Origin of the sequence: Streptomyces sp. HUAS TT11, assembly GCF_051553595.1 — a bacterium.
Taxonomy (GTDB): Bacteria; Actinomycetota; Actinomycetes; order Streptomycetales; family Streptomycetaceae; genus Streptomyces.
This window is the reverse complement of the sequence record NZ_CP196184.1, coordinates 7,056,295-7,073,837: the sequence shown is the minus strand read 5'-3', so window position 1 is coordinate 7,073,837 and position 17,543 is coordinate 7,056,295. Positions and strand designations below refer to the sequence as shown.

14 protein-coding genes are annotated in these 17,543 nt (G+C 71.5%); 3 read left to right on the top strand and 11 right to left on the bottom strand.

What is annotated here, in order from left to right; all coding sequences use genetic code 11:
* The first annotated feature begins 7 nt into the window (after positions 1 to 7).
* The gene (locus ACSHXN_RS31605) at positions 8 to 754 is read left to right on the top strand and encodes a BPL-N domain-containing protein (RefSeq protein WP_355132508.1); all 747 of its coding nucleotides are present in this window, start codon (positions 8 to 10) and stop codon (positions 752 to 754) included.
* 358 nt (positions 755 to 1,112) lie between these two features.
* Here ACSHXN_RS31605 and ACSHXN_RS31600 read toward each other — a convergent pair whose 3' ends face one another.
* The gene (locus tag ACSHXN_RS31600; protein ID WP_356110685.1) at positions 1,113 to 2,009 is read right to left on the bottom strand and encodes an esterase/lipase family protein; all 897 of its coding nucleotides are present in this window, start codon (positions 2,007 to 2,009) and stop codon (positions 1,113 to 1,115) included.
* Between the two features lie 193 nt (positions 2,010 to 2,202).
* On the bottom strand, positions 2,203 to 2,649 hold the full coding sequence (locus tag ACSHXN_RS31595) for a MarR family winged helix-turn-helix transcriptional regulator (protein ID WP_355132506.1): 447 nt from the start codon (positions 2,647 to 2,649) through the stop codon (positions 2,203 to 2,205).
* 89 nt (positions 2,650 to 2,738) lie between these two features.
* Here ACSHXN_RS31595 and ACSHXN_RS31590 point away from each other — a divergent pair, with 89 nt between their 5' ends.
* Entirely contained in the window at positions 2,739 to 3,113 is a 375-nt protein-coding gene (locus ACSHXN_RS31590) for a cupin domain-containing protein (protein ID WP_355132505.1), read from the top strand.
* Positions 3,114 to 3,116: 3 nt separating this feature from the next.
* On the opposite strand, the gene ACSHXN_RS31585 is transcribed toward ACSHXN_RS31590, so the two are convergent.
* The 7 genes from ACSHXN_RS31585 to ACSHXN_RS31555 all read right to left on the bottom strand — a co-directional run bounded on the left by ACSHXN_RS31585 (position 3,117) and on the right by ACSHXN_RS31555 (position 13,628).
* Complete coding sequence (locus tag ACSHXN_RS31585) at positions 3,117 to 4,091, bottom strand: DNA polymerase Y family protein (RefSeq protein WP_356291194.1); 975 nt, start codon at positions 4,089 to 4,091, stop codon at positions 3,117 to 3,119.
* Entirely contained in the window at positions 4,088 to 7,594 is a 3,507-nt protein-coding gene (locus ACSHXN_RS31580) for a DNA polymerase III subunit alpha (protein ID WP_355132503.1), read from the bottom strand. Before ACSHXN_RS31580 ends, ACSHXN_RS31585 begins: the two co-directional genes overlap by 4 nt.
* A 229-nt stretch (positions 7,595 to 7,823) precedes the next feature.
* Positions 7,824 to 8,903, bottom strand: coding sequence for a S1 family peptidase (locus ACSHXN_RS31575; RefSeq protein ID WP_356110692.1), 1,080 nt, complete (start codon positions 8,901 to 8,903; stop codon positions 7,824 to 7,826).
* A 277-nt stretch (positions 8,904 to 9,180) separates the two neighbouring features.
* Positions 9,181 to 10,086 (bottom strand): slipin family protein, encoded by a 906-nt coding sequence (locus tag ACSHXN_RS31570; RefSeq protein WP_355132630.1) that lies wholly within the window; start codon positions 10,084 to 10,086, stop codon positions 9,181 to 9,183.
* A gap of 173 nt (positions 10,087 to 10,259) precedes the next feature.
* Positions 10,260 to 11,162, bottom strand: a complete 903-nt coding sequence (locus ACSHXN_RS31565) for a S1 family peptidase (RefSeq protein WP_355132501.1) — start codon at positions 11,160 to 11,162, stop codon at positions 10,260 to 10,262.
* A gap of 172 nt (positions 11,163 to 11,334) precedes the next feature.
* Positions 11,335 to 12,153, bottom strand: coding sequence for a DUF1684 domain-containing protein (locus ACSHXN_RS31560; protein ID WP_356110694.1), 819 nt, complete (start codon positions 12,151 to 12,153; stop codon positions 11,335 to 11,337).
* Positions 12,154 to 12,458: 305 nt separating this feature from the next.
* Positions 12,459 to 13,628 carry a DUF5685 family protein gene (locus tag ACSHXN_RS31555; RefSeq protein ID WP_438304545.1) on the bottom strand — a complete coding sequence of 390 codons (1,170 nt, stop codon included), beginning with the start codon at positions 13,626 to 13,628 and terminating at the stop codon, positions 12,459 to 12,461.
* 290 nt (positions 13,629 to 13,918) lie between these two features.
* Between ACSHXN_RS31555 and ACSHXN_RS31550 the strand changes: the two genes are divergently transcribed.
* Positions 13,919 to 14,356, top strand: coding sequence for a cell division protein SepF (locus tag ACSHXN_RS31550; protein WP_355132498.1), 438 nt, complete (start codon positions 13,919 to 13,921; stop codon positions 14,354 to 14,356).
* Between the two features lie 39 nt (positions 14,357 to 14,395).
* On the opposite strand, the gene ACSHXN_RS31545 is transcribed toward ACSHXN_RS31550, so the two are convergent.
* Positions 14,396 to 15,586: an acyl-CoA dehydrogenase family protein gene (locus tag ACSHXN_RS31545; RefSeq protein WP_355132497.1), complete on the bottom strand. Its 1,191-nt coding sequence runs from the start codon at positions 15,584 to 15,586 to the stop codon at positions 14,396 to 14,398.
* Between the two features lie 133 nt (positions 15,587 to 15,719).
* Positions 15,720 to 17,333, bottom strand: a complete 1,614-nt coding sequence (locus tag ACSHXN_RS31540) for an MFS transporter (RefSeq protein WP_356110698.1) — start codon at positions 17,331 to 17,333, stop codon at positions 15,720 to 15,722.
* Positions 17,334 to 17,543: the final 210 nt, after the last annotated feature.

Here is a 17,543-nt window from a genome sequence, read left to right as displayed (position 1 = left end):
GGAATCCATGCCTCCTGCTTCCGACTTCCTCGACTCCCTCCGCCGGGCCCTCGGTGCGCGGCAGTCCCCGAAACTGCCCCCGCTCCCCCTCCCGGGCGGACGCCCCCTGGCCCTCGTCTACCGCGGTCCGGCCGCCCGCCCCGCCGGTTGCTCCGAGGCGGTCGCCGCACTCCTCGCCTCCGGCCCCTGGGACCTCGACGTCCGCTACACCGGACCGCACGAGGAGATCCCGCTCTCCGCCGCGGCCCTGGCCCACGCCCGGGTCTACGCTCAGCCCGGCGGCGGCACCCTTTCCGCCGCGTACCGCCGTCTGAAGAGACACGCCGGCGAAATCCGTGACTACGTCCATGGCGGCGGGCGCTATCTGGGTTTCTGCCTGGGCGGCTATCTGGCCGGCGCCACCCCCGGCTTCGCGCTCCTTCCCGGCGACACCGACCAGTACATCGCGACACCCGGGGCCACCGTCCACCACGACCGCGACACCCTGGTGGAAACCGCATGGCGCGGCCTCCCGCGCACCCTCTACTTCCAGGACGGCCCGCACTTCGTCCTCGATCGCGACGCCGACGTCACCGTCCTCGCCACCTATCCGAACGGCACCGTCGCCGCTCTGGTCGCCCCCTTCGGCGACGGCCGCGTCGGCGTCGTGGGCCCCCACCCGGAAGCCACCGACGACTGGTTCCTCGACGAGGGCCTCTCGGTCCACCACACCCACGACCTGGGGCTGGACTTGGTGGGGGAGGTGCTGAAGTGACCGAAGCCCGCCCGCCTGCCCGCTCCACCGTGGGGCGTGGGGCGGGGCCGCGGATGAGGAAGCCCGTCCTGACATCGTTTCCTGATCGCTCCGTTAGCCCCGCCTTAACGGCGCCATAAGGATCTCGTCCGCCCGCCCCCAGCAGGCGAATTCGCGGTTTCCCGGGGCTAGCTTGCTGAGCACAGCCCCCACGGGATGGATTCCAGGAGTCCCCCTCCGTGCCGCTCCGCCGCAAAGCCGGCGGCCGGCGTGGGTGGTGAGGCTCCGGGGCCTGTCCGGCGGCTCAGGTCGGACAGGCCCCGGCGACGGCCGCAGCGGCTGGGGACGGCTACGGACGTCCGGTGGTGGCACTCGTGCGTCAGCTGAAGGCGGACGCGCAGGTGGTCGGGGTGGCGTGCGCCGGGTCGAGGGCGTTGGCCACCTCGTGGAAGGCGATCCGGTCGGTCAGTCCGATCAGCACATGCTCGGAGAGGTCGAGCACGCACAGGTTCTGCAGCAGGACGTTGTGGACGTCGGATCCGCTGAGGAACTGCGAGCTGTAGGGCGTGACCACCTCGTCGTACTTGGTGGCGATGACCGTGTAGTGGACTCCGGGGACGGTGTCGCCGCCCGCGTTGAGCTTGGTCAGGAACGCCGAGCCGGCCACCTGGTCGGCGAGACCGGGGGTGGCGCCGGAGAGCAGGTCCTCGGCTCCGGGGAAGTAGGGCAGCAGGTTGGTGAGCCCGTTCAGGGTGGTGCCGTGGTTGTCGGGCGCGATGCCGACGAGGGCGTTCACCTTGGCCGCGCCGCCCAGGAACTTGAGGTAGTAGCGGGGCATCATGCCGCCCTGCGAGTGCCCGACGATGTCGACCTCGGCGGAACCGGTCGCGGCGAGCACCTTGTCGACGAAGGTACGGAGCTGTCCGGCGGAGTCGGCGATGGGGCCGAGTCCGTAGAACAAGGGGACGCCCGGCAACTGACCGTAGTCCAGGGAGAAGACGCAATAGCCGCGGTCCTCCAGGTAGGGGGCGAGGGCGAGCCAGTTGTCGACGGAGTTGGCGAAGGTGCCGTGGACGAGGACGACGGGGCGGGGGTGGGCGGCGGACGGCTTGCAGGAGTAGTCGTTCCAGCCGCTCGCGGAGGCTGGGCTCTGCTGGAGCGAGGGGGCTCCCCCACTCGGCGCGGCGGCCTGCGCTCCGGCGGCGGGGACGACGGCGACGGCGGTCGTCAGCAGGAGTGCTGCGAGTGGTCTGAACAGGCGTTTCCAGGGCAGCATCGGGTGATCTCCTTGCGGCTCGAGGGAGGTACGACGGCCTTGCGCCCCTGCGATCCGGATCACGGGATGCTGTTCACTCGTCAAGTTACGAACGAGTAGGACAACTGTGAAGTTACGCGTCAGTAAAAAATTTTCGATGCATCCTCGTACAGCCGGGGTTCCTGGTAATGGCCCAGGCGTATGCGATGACTCGTCACCATGCGGGCTTGATCGGCCCATAGGGTGCGATACGCAGCAACTGGCGCTGCAACGAGCGGATTTCGGTGGCCCCCAGCAGCTCCGCCCACGGCCGCACGGCCTCCGCCGCGGCCTCCTCGGCGGCCCGGGTGCAGGCCCAGCCGCGTTCGGTCAGCACGACCAGCCGGGCCCGCGCGTCCCCGGGATGCGGACGCCGCTCCGCGTAGCCCTTGCGCACGATCTCGTCGACGAGCTGACTCGCCGCCTGTTTGGTCACCCCGAGATGGGCGGCCAGCTCCGTCACGGTGGCACCGTCCGGGGCGAGCCGGGCGAACGCGAAACCGTGCGCGGGCCGCAGCCCCTCGAAGCCGCGCGCGACGACACCGTCGTGGATGCGTTGTGTCAGTTCGCCGGCGACGGCGAGCAGGGCGGCGGACAGGGCCATGGCTTCGGAGTTCTGCACCCGGGCATTGAAACACCCTTGACCCGGTGGTCAAGCTGCTTGACCATAGAAGTAGTCAAGCAACTTGACCATTTCTGGAGGAGACATCCATGCCCGTGGTCCGCTCGTCCGAGGCCGTCACGCACGAGATGCACGGCGCCCGGTTCATCTCGTACGCCACCCCCCTGACCGGCAGCAGAGAGCTGTGCGCCTGGCGCGGGGAGATCCCCGCGGGGACCCGCGCACCCGTGCACACCGTCGACCGGGAGGAGATCTTCCACCTGCTCGCCGGTGAACTGCTCATCACGCTCGACGGCCGCACCGAACGGATCACCGCGGGCGACACGGTGATCGTCAATCCCGGTGCGGTCCTCGGCATCGAGAACCCGACGGGCGAGGTCGCCGTTTCCTGGGTCACCACCTCCATCGGACTGGAGGCGCAACTGGCCGACGGCACGCGGATCGTTCCGCCGTGGGCGCGCTGACGCCTACGCGGCCAGCGTCCCCGGCATCACCGCGTGCGGCCCGAACCTCGCCCGCGCGCGGTCCGCGACCTCCTCGAGCCGGCGGACCTTGTCGTCCACGGGGTCGAAGGTGAGCTGATGGGTCGCCTGCTCGGCGGGGGTCAGTCCCTCGGCGCGCAGGACGAGCGCACGCACCCGGGCGCGCTGCAGACCGAGCGCCTCGTACATGCGGTACGCCTCGGTGGTGAGCGCGGCGGAGTGCGCGGTCGGCTCGGCGAGGGTGCGGCTGCGGGTTGTCGAGGACCGGTCGGCGTAGCGCGTGGTGAGGGTGAGCACACCGCACACCCGGCCCACACTGCGCAGCCGGGAGCCCAGTTCCTCGGCGGCCGACAGCAGTGCGCGCCGGTGCCGGTCGGGGTCCAGCTCGTCGCGGGTGAAGGGGCGATCGGCCACGAGGGAGCGGGAGACGCCGTTCGGCACGACCCGGCCCCGGTCGATTCCGTTGGCCTTCTCGTGCAGTTCACGGCCGGCCCGGGCACCGACGAGCCGCTGCACCGTGGACAGCGGTGCGGCGGCGACCTCGCCGGCGGTGTCGAGCCCGTACTCGCACAGGGTGCGGGCGGTCACGGCACCGACCCCCGGCAGCGCCCTGACGGGCAGGCCGGCCAGGAACTCCGCGGCCGCCGTGCGCCCTTCGGGCACCAGCCGGATCGTCCCGGGTGCCGCCTCCCGCAGCGCCGTGCGGGCCAGCATCGGCCCGGGTCCTGCCCCGATCGCGCAGTCGACCCCGTGGTGTGCGAGGGCCCGTACGCGGATCATCGTGGCCAGTTCGGCGGTGTCCCGCCCGAAGTACCGCCCGGCGCCCCGCAGATCGGCCAGCGCCCCGTCCGGCGGGAGCGCCTCGACGACGGGCGTGAACTCCTCCAGGAGTCCGAGCAGCCCCGACAGGGCCGCCTCGTCCGTCGGAGCCAGCTGGAAACGTACGCAGAGGATGGTCATCCCGCACTCCCCGGACTCTGGTGCCACAACTTCTTTCCACCCGCGGGGCCTTCGCCCGCGGGACGCAGATCGGACCAGGGGTTCATCTCGTACCCCGTGGTCATGCGGATCCGGCGGCCCTTCGCCGCGTCGCCGTCGCCGTCCTGCTGATGCGGGGCGGGTACCGCCAGCCGCTCCGCCACCAGGTCGAGGCCGCCCTCGGCACGCAGTTCGACGAGTTCCGCGAGGTTCCAGGCGGCGGCGCCCACCACGCTGAGACTGCGCGGCCCCCTTCGCTGCACCACCCCGCGCACCAGCAGCAGCCAGGAGTGGAAGACGGTGTGGGCGCAGGCGTCGTGGGAGTCGTCGAAGAAGGCGAGGTCGACCAGGCCCGTACCGTCGTCGAGGGTGGTGAAGATGACCCGCTTGCCGGAGCGGACCGGCGGGGTCTGGGTGGCCGCCTTGGCACCCGCGACCAGTACCGTCTCCCCGTGCCGTGCCGAGCGCAGCCGGTGCGCCGGCACCACGCCCAGTTCGTCGAGGAACGCTCGGTGGTCGTCCATCAGATGGTGCGAGGCGTCCATGGAGAGCACGCCCAGTTCGGCACTGAGCCGCTCCGCCGCGGAGAGGTCGGGCAGCCCCGCCGAGGCGGTCCTCCGCCCCCCGGCCAGGGGGAGCTGCCCCCCGCCCGCGCCCCGGGCACCCCGGTGGAGTTCGGTCAGGTGCAGTTGCAGGTCGCGGCGGTTGGCGCCGAACGCGTCCAGCGCACCGACCTGCGCGAGCCGCTGTGCAAGGGGACGGCTCGGCCGGGCCCGTTCCCAGAAGTCGAGCAGGGAGGCGTACGGCTGCCCGGCCTCGATCCGCTGCCCTTCGGCCTCGCTGATGCCGTGGACGTCGCAGAGCGCGAGCCGTAGCCCCCAGCGGGCGGCGGAACCGGTTGGTTCAGACACCAGTTCGATACGATGAGCGACACCCGACCTGTTCACGTCCAACGACAGGATCGGCACCCCCCGGCGCCGCGCGTCCGCCAGCAGCAGCCGCTTCGGGTACATCCCGGGGTCGTGCGTGAGCAGTCCCGCATAGAAGGCGGCCGGGTGATGGGCCTTCAGCCACGCCGACTGGTACGTCGGCACGGCGAAGGCGACCGCGTGCGCCTTGCAGAAGCCGTACGAGCCGAACGCCTCGACGATCTCCCAAGTGCGCTGAATCGTTTCTGCGCTGTATCCGTTCGCCGCCGCCTGCTGGGCGAACCAGAGCCGGATCCGCCCCTGCGACTCCGGCTCGGACAGCCCGCGCCGCACCCGGTCCGCCTCGTCCCGTCCGCAGCCGGTCATGATGTCCAGGATGTGGATGATCTGCTCGTGGAAGACGACGACGCCGTACGTCTCCTTCAGCGGCCCCTCCAGGTCGGGGTGCGGGTAACGGACGGGCGCCCGCCCGTGCCGCGCGTCGATGAACGGCCGCACCATGTCGGCCGCGACCGGACCCGGCCGGAACAGCGAGATGTCGACGACGAGGTCGTGGAAGTCGGCCGGCTGGAGTCGCCCGACCAGGTCCCGCTGGCCCGGTGACTCGATCTGGAAGCAGCCGAGCGTCTCGGCGGTGCGGATGAGGCGGTACGTCTCCGGGTCGCCCGGTCCGACGGCGTCGAGGTCGAGCCGCTCCCCCGTCGTCCGCCGCACCTCCGCGACCGCGTGCGCCATCGCGGACTGCATCCGCACCCCGAGCACGTCGAGTTTGAGCAGTCCGAGCTCCTCGACGTCGTCCTTGTCGAACTGCGACATCGGAAAGCCCTCGCCGCTGGTCGGCACGACCGGCGTACGGGCGAGGAGGGAGGCGTCGGAGAGCAGCACCCCGCACGGGTGCATGGCGATTCCGCGCGGAAGGGCGTCGAGGGCCTCCACCAGTTCCCAGAAGTTTCCGTACTTCTCCCGTTCCGCGGCCAGGGGCTTGAGTTCGGGCAGCTCGTCGAGGGCCGCGCGGGCGTCGCGGGCCCGGATGTGCGGGAAGGACTTGGCGATGCGGTCGATGTCGGCCGGGTCCATGGACAGGGCCGCGCCCACGTCGCGGATCGCGTGGCGGACACGGTAGGTCTCCGGCATCGCGACCGTCGCGACCCGCGCGGTCCCGAAGCGGTCGATGATCGCGCGGTAGACCTCGAGGCGGCGGGCGGACTCGACGTCGATGTCGATGTCGGGCAGGGCCAGGCGGCGCTTGGACAGGAAACGCTCCATCAGGAGCCCGTGCTCGACCGGGTCGGCGTGCGCGATGCCGAGGAGGTGGTTGACGAGGGAACCCGCGCCCGAGCCGCGTGCGGCGACCCGGATGCCCATGCTCCGTACGTCGTCGACCACCTGGGCGACCGTGAGGAAGTAGGAGGCGAAACCGTGGTGGGCGATGACGTCCAGTTCCTCGTGCATCCGCTCCCAGTAGGCACGCCGGGCGCCGTAGCCGCGCAGCACCATGCCCGCCGCCGCCCGGGAGGCGAGCGCACGCTGGGCGGTGCGGTGGCCGGCGCCCACGAGGTGGGCCTCGGGGAAGTGGACGGTGCCGATGCCGAGGTCGTCCTCGGGGTCGACCACGCACTCGGCGGCGGTGTCCCGGGTCTGCTCCAGCAGGCGGTGGGCGGTGTCGCGCCGGTAGCCAGCGGCCTCGACGATCCGTTCGGCGACCCGGAGCATGGCCGGTGCGTCCTTGAGCCAGGCCTCCCCGGAGTCCAGCTCCCCGGCGGGGTCGACGGGGACGAGGCGGCGTGCGGCGTCCAGGACGTCGGCGACCGGGCCGAGGCCGGGGTCCGCGTACCGCACGGCATTGCTGAGCACCGGGCGCACTCCCTGTTCGGCGGCGAATCCGAGGGTGCGGGCGGCCAGGCGCAACGAGCCCGGTCCGGTACCCGTGCGACCGTGCCAGACGGTCTCCAGGCGCAGGGCGTCGCCGTAGACCTCGCGCCAGGGTGCGAGGAGTCTCGCCGCACGGTCCGGTCGTCCCGCGGCCAGGGCGCGGCCCACGTCGGAGGCGGGGCCGAGCAGGACGGTCAGACCCTCGGCGTGGTTGTCGGCCCAGGGCAGCAGCGGGGTGCCCGGGGACAGGGACTCGGGAGAATGGGCGGCGGTGACGAGCCGGCACAGATCGGCCCAGCCGCGGGCGCCGTCCCGGGCGAGGAAGGTCACACGTGGTGTCGACTCGTCGATGAAGGCACCCCCGCGCACGGGGGCACGGCGCCTCCCGGGGGCTTCCGGCTCCTCCCCCGTTCGATCGGCGGGCCCCCCATGGACAGGCGGTACCTTCGTGCGCCGGGCCGGCTCGGCCTCCGTCACCGCGAGTTCCACCCCGAACAGCGGCCGGACGCCCGCCGCCGCGCAGGCCTTGGCGAACCGGACCGTGCCCGCGACGGTGTCCCGGTCGGTGAGCGCCAGGGCGTCCATGCCCAGGTCACCGGCGCGCTCGGCCAGCCGCTCCGGATGCGAGGCGCCGTATCGCATGGAGAACCCGGAGACGGTGTGCAGATGCGTGAAACCCGGCACACGCACCTCCCGTACCCGTGAGCCCCGCATACGGCTCTCGAACGTTCGTTCCCATCCCCCGCTCCCACCATAAACCAACTTTCGAACTGTCGTGCGACATCCGTTCGAACCTCCCCCACCTGGGCGAACGCCGACCGGTCCGGCCGCCCCGGGGCCGGCCGGACCGGCCCATGGAAAAGTCCCGCCCCCGGACACATCCGGGAGCGGGACTCCGTCGGGCCGCGGGAGATCAGCCGATCTGGGCGCCGAAGGCCGAGAGCGCCTCGGTGACCGGCTGGAAGAAGGTCTCGCCGCCCGAGGTGCAGTCACCGCTGCCGCCCGAGGTGAGGCCGATCGCGGTGTCACCGTCGAAGAGCGAACCGCCGCTGTCACCGGGCTCGGCGCAGACGTCGGTCTGGATGAGGCCGCTGACCGTGCCCTCCGCGTAGTTCACGGTGGCGTCCAGACCGGTGACCGTGCCGGAGTGCACCTGGGTGGTCGAGCCGCTGCGGGTCACCTCCTCGCCGACGGTCGCGTCACCCGCCTTGGTGATCGCTTGCGTGGAGCCGTTGTAGAGGTCGACCGCGCTCGGGTGGTCGACCTCCGCCGTGTATTCGACCAGGCCGAAGTCGTTGCCCGGGAAGCTGGACTGCTCGTTCCGGCCGATCACGTTGCCGCTGGCGTCGGACCAGCTGGAGATGGCCTCGGTGCAGTGTCCGGCGGTGATGAAGTACGGCTGGCCGCCCTTGACCACGTTGAAGCCGAGCGAGCAGCGCCCGCCGGAGCCGGTGATGGCGTCGCCGCCCGCGACGAAGGGCTTGAACTCACCCGGCGAGCGCCTGATCTCGGCCTTCCCGCCGAGCCCGTCGACCACCTTGGAGAGCTTGGCCCACTCCGCCTTCGAGACGGTGCGGTCGGCCGTGACGACGACCTTGTTGGTCCTCGGGTCGGTCGCCCATGAGGTGCCCGGGACGGTCGCGTCCTTCTTGAGCGTGGTGCGGGCACCCGCCAGCTCGGCCAGGGAGTTCTGGACGATTCTGGCCGTGGCGCCGGCCGTCCGGGCGGACTGCGCGGCGGACTCGTCGAGCACGTTGACGACCAGCTGCTTCGTCTTCGCGTCGTAATACGTTCCGGCCGCGCCGGAACCCAGGTCCTGACCGAGCGTCGAGGCGAGCTTTCCGGCCGCTTCGGCCGAGAGAGTGCGAGGCGTCCCGGTCTTCGGCGCCTCGCTCGCGTTCGCATTCTGGAAGGTGACGCCCGCTGCGATCAGTGCGGCGACAGCCCCGCCTGCCATGGCGGCTCGCCGCCCGGATATGCGTCGGTGCTTCAACTCACGTCCTCCTGTGGGGGGTCGGTCGCGGAAGTTGTGGGGACCGCCGCGACCGGAAGGCGTAGGGGCACGAGGGCGGCACACCGAACGAGCCGCGTCCGTACCCACCGTGCGGAGCCCACTATTCCGACGCCCGCAGGGCGCACACAAGGCCGACTTCAGGACGCGCGCAGGTCAACAAATACGCGGCCCCTGCCGCTTGACCACGCCTGTTCCCTCCGGTTCGATTCCCGCTGCAAATGCCACGCGAGGGTTATCCCTCGGCCGACCGCGAGGTCTAGTCCTGTCTTGAATTCGACCCATCAGGTTCCGAATCCAGGTCGGCTGCGGCGGTGGGGAGTTGCTCCTGCACCGATTGCTCACCGGTCACGGCCGACGGCGGCGGGGTCGCCGGAGCCTGCTGTTCGGGGGGCGCCGCCACCGGTTGCTGGGCCCGCTCCAGGAACCGCAGCAGTTCCACCGGGAAGGGCAGGACGAGGGTGGAGTTCTTCTCCGCGGCGACCGCCACCACGGTCTGCAGCAGCCGCAGTTGCAGCGCGGCGGGTGTCGCGGCCATCTGCTGGGCCGCCTCCGCCAGCTTCCTGGACGCCTGCAGTTCCCCGTCGGCGTTGATGACACGGGCGCGCCGCTCGCGGTCGGCCTCGGCCTGCCGGGCCATGGACCGCTTCATCGTCTCCGGCAGCGAGACGTCCTTGATCTCGACGCGGTCGATGGTGACGCCCCACTCCACCGCAGGGCTGTCGATCATCAGCTCCAGACCCTGGTTGAGCTTCTCACGGCTGGAGAGCAGATCGTCGAGTTCGCTCTTGCCGATGATCGACCTCAGCGAGGTCTGCGCCATCTGCAGTACGGCGAACCGGTAGTCCTCGACCCGGACGATCGCCTCGGCGGGTGAGGTCACCTTGAAATAGACGACGGCGTCCACGCGCACCGTGACGTTGTCCCTGGTGATGCCCTCCTGCGCGGGCACCGGCATCGTCACGATCTGCAGATTCACCCTGCGGAGCCGGTCCACGAAGGGCACGACCATCGTGAGGCCGGGCCCCCGGACCTCGGGCCTGAGCCGCCCGAGGCGGAACACCACTCCTCGTTCGTACTGTTTGACGACCCGGGCCGCCGCCGTCACGTAGACGACCCCGACGGACGCGAGGGCCACCCCCGCCGTCACCAGCTCCTCGACCATGTCGGCCCCCCAGGGTCCGAAGTGGGCGTGCTCAGGGGACTGCACGCGAACCTGCCACGTGCCCTTCGACGGTAACTCCGCCGAGCGGGCAAAGGGGAGCCCCCGCACGCGGAGTTGCGTGCGGGGGCTCCCTCCTGCCGGCTGCAGGTCGGGGTGTGCGGTTCGGGATCGCGTCAGAAGACGTGGACCCCGTAGGCGCTGAGGGCCTCGGTGACCGGCTGGAAGAAGGTCGTACCGCCGGAGGTGCAGTTGCCGCTGCCGCCCGAGGTCAGACCGTAGGCGGTGGAGCCGCCGTACAGCGGGCCACCGGAGTCACCCGGCTCGGCGCAGACCGTGGTCTGGATGAGACCGCTGACGATGTCGCCGCCACCGTAGTTGACCGTCGCGTTGAGCGCGGTGACCCGGCCGCTGTGCGTCCCGGTCGTGGAGCCGCGGCGGTAGACGGTGGTGCCGACCGAGGGCGTGGCCGCACTGGTGATGTCCTGGCTGCCCACGGCACCCGACTTGGTCACCGAGCTGTTGGTGTAGCGCACGATGCCGTAGTCGTTGCCGGGGAAGGAGGAGCCGGCCGTGGTGCCGAGCGTGGTGGTGTGCGAGGAGTTCGACCACCAGGTGCCCGCGCCGTCGGTGCAGTGGCCCGCGGTCAGGAAGTAGTAGTTCCCGCTGGAGTCCTGGACGTTGAAGCCCAGGGAGCAGCGCCAGCTACTCGCATAGATCGCGTCGCCACCGGAGATCAGCTTGTTGAACTTGCCCGAGGTGTGCTTGATCGTGAGGGCGTCGGCGTTGCCTCCGGCCTCCTCCCTGATCTTCGCGATCTCGGCCTTGGAGACCGTGCTGTCGACGGTGACGACCACGCGGTTCGTCGTGGCGTCGACGGCCCAGGCGGTGCCTGCGACATCGGACTTGAGCACCGAGTCCCTCACCTGGGTGAGCTGGTTGGTGCTGAAGGTCCGGGCGTCGCTCGCGTTCGCGTTGGGGACCGCGATCGCGGCAGCGGCCACGAATCCGGTGGCCACGGCGATCAGCCGGGTCCGTCTCGCGATGCCGCTGGTGGGGGTGGTGCGCTTGATCCTCACTTTTCGTTCCCTCCAAGGGAAGTCGGGGGCCCACGTGGGGTTGGGGCCCGTGAGGCGCAGCCAAGGACGGCCTGCCCGGATTCCGGACAAGTCGTGGCCCTGACAAGCGCTGAGGGGGAGTATTCGACCGTACGACCGACCGGCGCAAGGGCGGCTTTCGGCCGTACGGCCTTCAACTTACAGATGACCAGGGAGATTGACGGGCCGTCTGGAGCAGGGTCCGCTCGCCCGCCTCGATCGCGGCGGGCAGCGTGTTGCCGGGCGGCGGGAACGGGCAGACGAAGTGGTCGGCGAACGCGCACGGAGGCAGCAGTGCCCGGTTGAAGTCCACCGTCGTACGCCCCTCGGCGTCGGGCGCCGGCGGCCGCAGGAACCGGAAGGGGTAACTGCCGTCCCCGCTGGTGGTGTCGGCGAAGACGGCCCACAGCGAGCCGTCGTCCTCGACCGAGACCTGGAGGGTGAGGTCCTGCCCGTCGAGCGTGAAGGCGAGCACACCGCCGAGGCCGAGCCCGCGGTGGCGCCCGTCGGCGTTCTCGACGCGTACGGTGCGGTGCTCGCCGTACGGAGTGAAATGTCCCTCGAGCGACCAGCGGGAATCGTACGGCGTGGCGTCGATCCCCCTGAAGGCCCGGCGGCCCGGGGAGCCGGGGTCGTAGTCGCGCACACCCCACACTCCCTCGCGGACGAGGACGACCAGGCGGCGCTCACCGGCCGCGACACGGGCGGCGGCCACGGGCCCCCGGTCGGCCTCGAGGCGGACCTTGCCCGTGAACGGCACCCCGTCGACGGTCAGCCCGTCCTTCTCGACGGCCGTCAGCACCACCGCGTCACCGTCCTGCGTCCACTGCCCGGGGACTTCCGGGATCCGTCCTTCCGGATGGTCCTCCAGCCAGTAGGTGCCGGTCAGCGCGAGCGGTCCGTAGGGCCCCGACACCCGCGCGGTGCGGTGCTCGTGCCACTGCTTCCACTCGTCGGATGCGTCCGTCGTCATGCGATCAACCCTTCCACACGGAATCCGCAGGCCCGAGATGCGAGCGCATCGTGGTGCCCGTGTATTCCGCGTGCGGGGCGCCCCGCTCCGGATCAACGGCGCGCCCCGGCCCACGAACTCGACGTGTTCACCCGGCGTGGGACGGCACAGGAGGATGAACCCATCGGCTGCGTCCGTCCGGAGCAACCCGCGTCGGCGAAAGGGGCGCGGCCGCGACCCCGGTGACGGCCCGTCGGGCGGCCGCTCCTCCTCGCCGGGCAGGCCCCGCCGTCATCGGGCCGGCGCGCGGGGGCGCCGCTTCAAAGTCAGCAGTCGCAGCCGCAGTCGCAGCAGTCGCAACCATCGCACCCGCTGCAGCAGTTGCCGCAGCCGTCGCAGCAGTCGCAGCAGTCCCCGCAGTCCTGGCAGGCCGCGTCCTTGCGTTCCCGGGTCCAGGGATCCTCGTAGGTTCCGCAGCAGAGTTGGCAGGTACAGGCGAGCCCGAGCCACACGGCGCAGCCCGCGACCAGCCCGCGCCGGTCGCGGCGGGGCGGCTCCGGGGGCGGCGGCCCGGCCGGGCCGCCGGGCGCGTACGGCCCGGAGGGAGGCGGGCCGTACAGCTCGGGCGCGTGCGAGCAGGAGGTCGTGCCGAAGGCCCGGTCGACGGAGTTCCGTAGTTCGTGGGCGAGCAGGACATGGGCGAGCCGGCCGTCGGTGAAGGCCACTTCGCGCAGTGCGAGCCGGATGCCGTGCAGCGCGTCGTCGGCGAGGCGGCGGGCCTCGGCCAGGGACGTCCCGGTCGCCGTCAACGGGTTCCAGGAGCCCGACGCGGCGTCGGCCTCCCTGTCCTCCACGGCGTCCAGCAGATGGGCGAGCCGCCCGAACAGCCGGCCCGCCTCGGCGAGCGGCTCCGCGTTGCCGGGCCGCCCGGCCAGGACCGCGGTGTGCGCGAAGGCCGCGGCCGTGGCCGTCTCGGTCGGCTCGGTGACGGTCAGTATCGATGTGCCCGGCCCGGCAAGCGTCTCGATCCCGAACTGCCGCTCCACCGCGTCGACGAGCACGGCGGTGTCGAACCCGACGTCGGAGCCGGTGCGGGCACCGGCCCTGCCCCAGCTCAGGGCGACCCGGCGCGCGGCGAACGCCACCGGCCGGCGGGCCAGCATCCCGTCCCCGTCGGCCATGTGGTCGCGCACCTTTGCGGAGGCGAGCACCAGCGACACGGCGGCCGCGAGCCGCGCCCCCTCACCGTGCGCCACCGAGGCGGTGCGCATGCCCCGCAACGGACAGGGCCCTGCCGTGCGCCGCCCTCCCGCGGTCCGCTCCGACTGAGCCTCCGTCAGGACCGAGACCAGCAGCCCGTCGTAGTTGGTGACGACCCGGGCCAGCTGCCCGTGGTCTCCGCGAAGCGCGAGGCACAGCCCGCACAGATGTGCCATCCACTGTGTTCTCAGAGCTTCACTCAATCGGTGACGGCAGGGCCGGACCATTCCGAACACGACACTCCCCCGTGGCTCGTTCGACGTTGAGCTGCGGCAGCCTATCTGCCACTTCGTTCACCCGTACGCACCGACCGCCACCCGAACGCCGACGACGATATTATTTCACTCTCCGTCAGCAGCCATATGAGTCCAAAGCCTTGGGGTACACGGGCTCTCGACGTATTGACTGTGCACCAGTACCGTCACGAAACCCCCGCGCGGCGTCTATCCACTTGGCGCTACATCCGCATCATGGACGACCATGGGGTTGCGGAAAGCTAGAAAGACCGCTGTGAGAGGAGGCGTCCATGGGATCTGTACGCAAGGCGAGTGCCTGGCTCGGCCTCGTCGACGACAACGATGACGAGCGTTACTACGACGACGACTACGCCGAGGGCCAGGAGCACGGCGACGCCTGGGTGACCGACCCGCGCGTGAAGGTCGCCACCGACACGGCGGAGGAGACGGGCCGCCGGATCGGCACGGTCACCCCGGACAGCTTCCGGGACGCCCGCGCCATCGGCGAGCTCTTCCGGGACGGCGTCCCGGTCATCATGAACCTCACGAACATGGAGGGCTCCGACGCCAAGCGCGTGGTGGACTTCGCGGCCGGCCTGATCTTCGGCCTGCGGGGTTCGATCGACCGCGTCTCCAACCGGGTCTTCCTGCTGACCCCCGCGAACACGGAGATCGTCAGCGGCGACGCCGCGAGCCGGCGGCCCGACGGCTTCTTCAACCAGAGCTGAGGCAGGGCCGCTCACCGGCCCCGCCCGCTTCGGGCACGGTCACCGGAAGGCGTCGAGCCCGGTGAGCGCCTTGCCCAGCACGAGCTGGTGCATCTCGACCGTGCCCTCGTAGGTGAGCACGGACTCCAGGTTGGTGGCGTGCCGCATCACGGGGTACTCCAGGGAGATCCCGTTGGCGCCGAGGATCGTGCGCGCGGTGCGGCAGATCTCGATGGCCTCACGCACGTTGTTGAGCTTGCCGAAGCTGACCTGCTCCGGACGGAGCCGCCCGGCGTCCATGCGCCGCCCCAGATGGTGGGCGAGCAGAATCCCCTTGTGCAGTTCGACCGCCATGTCGGCGAGCTTCGCCTGGGTCAGCTGGAACCCGCCGATGGGCCTGCCGAACTGTTCCCGGCTCTTCGCGTACTCGACCGCGGTCTCGAAGCACGACCGGGCCGCCCCCATGGCACCCCACACGATCCCGTACCGGGCGTGGGACAGACAGCTGAGCGGTCCCTTGAGGCCGACCACCGCGGGCAGCACGGCGTCGGCGGGCAGCCGCACGTCGTCGAGGACCAACTCGCTGGTGACGGAGGCCCGCAGGGACCACTTGTGCCGGATCTCGGGCGCCGAGAAGCCGGGGCTTCCAGCGGGGACGACGAAGCCGCGCACCCCTTCGTCGGTCCGGGCCCAGACCACCGCGACCCCGGCGACCGAGCCGTTGGTGATCCACATCTTGCGGCCGTTGAGCACCCAGTCCTTGCCGTCGCGCTTGGCGTGGGTGCGCATCGAGGCGGGGTCGGAGCCGTGGTCGGGTTCGGTGAGCCCGAAGCACCCGATGATCTCGCCGGCCGCCATCCCGGGCAGCCACTCCTGCTTCTGCTCCTCGCTCCCGAACCGGTGCAGGGCGTACATCGCGAGGGACCCCTGGACGGAGACCAGGGACCGGATGCCGGAGTCGGCGGCCTCCAGTTCCAGGCAGGCGAGTCCGTACTGCACGGCGCCGGCCCCGGCACACCCGTATCCGTCGAGCGACATGCCGAGGGCGCCGAGGGATCCCAGCTCCTTGGCGAGCTCCCGGATCTGCGGCAGCTCCCCCTTCTCGTACCAGTCGGCGACGTACGGCAGCACGCGGTCGGCCGCCCAGGTCCGCACGGCGTTGCGGATGGCGAGGTCCTCGTCGTCCAGCAGGTCGTCGAGCCCCAGCGGATCGGCGGGGTCGAAGGGCGGCAACGTCGAGGACGCGGACATGGGGGCAGCCTCCGTGACACTGAAAACTAGCAGCGCTAGCCGAACCGGACGGCCCGACGGTACGACGCATCGAGCCGCACGTCCAGTATCGGGCGCCGAGTGACGGCGGTCACCGCCCGGCCGCCCGGCCCCGTCAGGCCGATACGCGGGAGTCCGCGGCCTCCCGCGGCGCGGGAACCGCGGCGGGGCCGGGCGCGGGCGGCGGTTCGCAGTTCATGACCCGCGGCAACCGCAGTGCCATGACCGCGCCCAGCAGCAACAGCCCGGCACTGACCAGGAGCGTCACATGCAGGCCGTGCACGAAGGAGTCGCGCGCCGCCTGCCGCAGGGCCGCGCCCCGCGCGCCGCCCAGCCGGTCGGCGACCTCGTACGCCTCCCCCAGCGAGTGACCGGCGGCCGCGGACTCGGAGGCCGGCACCCCCGGCACCGAGGACGGACCGGGCGCATACGCGGCGTTCATCACACTGCCCAGCAGCGCTATCCCGATGCCCGCGCCCAGTTGGTACGACGTCTCACCTATCGCCGCGGCACCGCCCGCCTGCGCGTGCGGCGCCTCACTGAGCATCGACTCGTAGGCCCCGAAGAGCGTCGTCTCGATGCCGAAGCCCAGCAGGACGAAGCCGGACAGCAGGAGTGTCGCGTTGTCGCGCCCGCCCATGGCCGTCAGCATGACGACCGACCCGGCCGTGAGGCAGAAGCCGAAGGCGACCATGAGCCGGGGGCCGAAGCGGGCGAGCATCTTCGAGCCGAGCAGACCCGCCGCCATCGCCGCGAACGTCAGCGGCAGCAGCCGCAGTCCGGTCTGCAGCGGCGAGAGGTGCAGCACCAGTTGCAGGTACTGGGCGGCGATCAGTTCGAGGCCCACCAGCGCCAGCATCGCCAGCACGATGCAGCCGACCGAGGTGCTGAACGCCGGACGCGCGAACATCCGGAGATCCACCAGCGGGTGCGCACGGCCGCGCTGGCGCCGTACGAAGGCCACCAGCAGGGCGGCGCCCAGCAGGAGCGGCAGCAGCGTGAAGGGGTCCAGCGGCGGCTCCCCGCCGCCCAGCCGCTTGACGCCCAGGACGGCTCCGAAGAGACCGGCCGCCGCCATCAGGGCGCCGACGACGTCCCAGGGGCCGTCGGGATCGCCCGTCGACTCCGGCAGCAGCAGCCGCCCGATCGGCAGACTGACCAGCATCAGCGGGATGTTGATGAGGAAGACCGAGCCCCACCAGAAGTGCTCCAGAAGGAAGCCGCCGAGCAGCGGCCCGACCGCGGCGCCCACCGCGGCCACCGCGCTCCAGATGCCGATGGCCAGGGCACGCTCGCGTCGGTCGGGGAAGACATGGCGCAGGATGGACAGCGTCGCAGGCATGATCATCGCCCCGCCGACGCCCAGCAGGGCCCGCGCGCCGATCAGCACCTGCGCGTCCTGGGCGAGGGCCGCGGCCCCCGAGGCGATGCCGAACAGGCCGTATCCGAGCAGCAGGACCCGCCTGCGGCCGATCCGGTCGCCGAGCGTGCCGAAGAGGATCAGCAGCGAGGCGCAGACCAGCGGATAGGTGTCGACGATCCAGAGCAGTTCAACGGCGCTGGGCTTGAGGTCCTCGGTGACGGCCGGCATCGCGACATGAAGCACGGTGGCGTCGACGGCGACCAGCAGCAGGCTCAGGCAGAGGACGACGAGGACGACCCAGCGGCTCGCGCCGGCCCCGGGGGCCCGACGGCGCAGCCCGGCGGAGGCCGTGGTCGTCCCGTACATGTACGTACCTCCCAGATGGTCCCTCGCGCCGGCGGAATCCACGGGGTGGGGACATCCCCGTGGCGGCGACCGGGCGGTGGGTGCTCCCGGGCCCACGCAACGAAGCGAGTGAGTCGTCAGAGTACGCGAGTCCCCGCGAGCGTCGCGTGGCGGACCTCTCACGTTCACGGGCGGAGGGTGTGGCGTACGCCACCTCCCCCCGGTCCACCA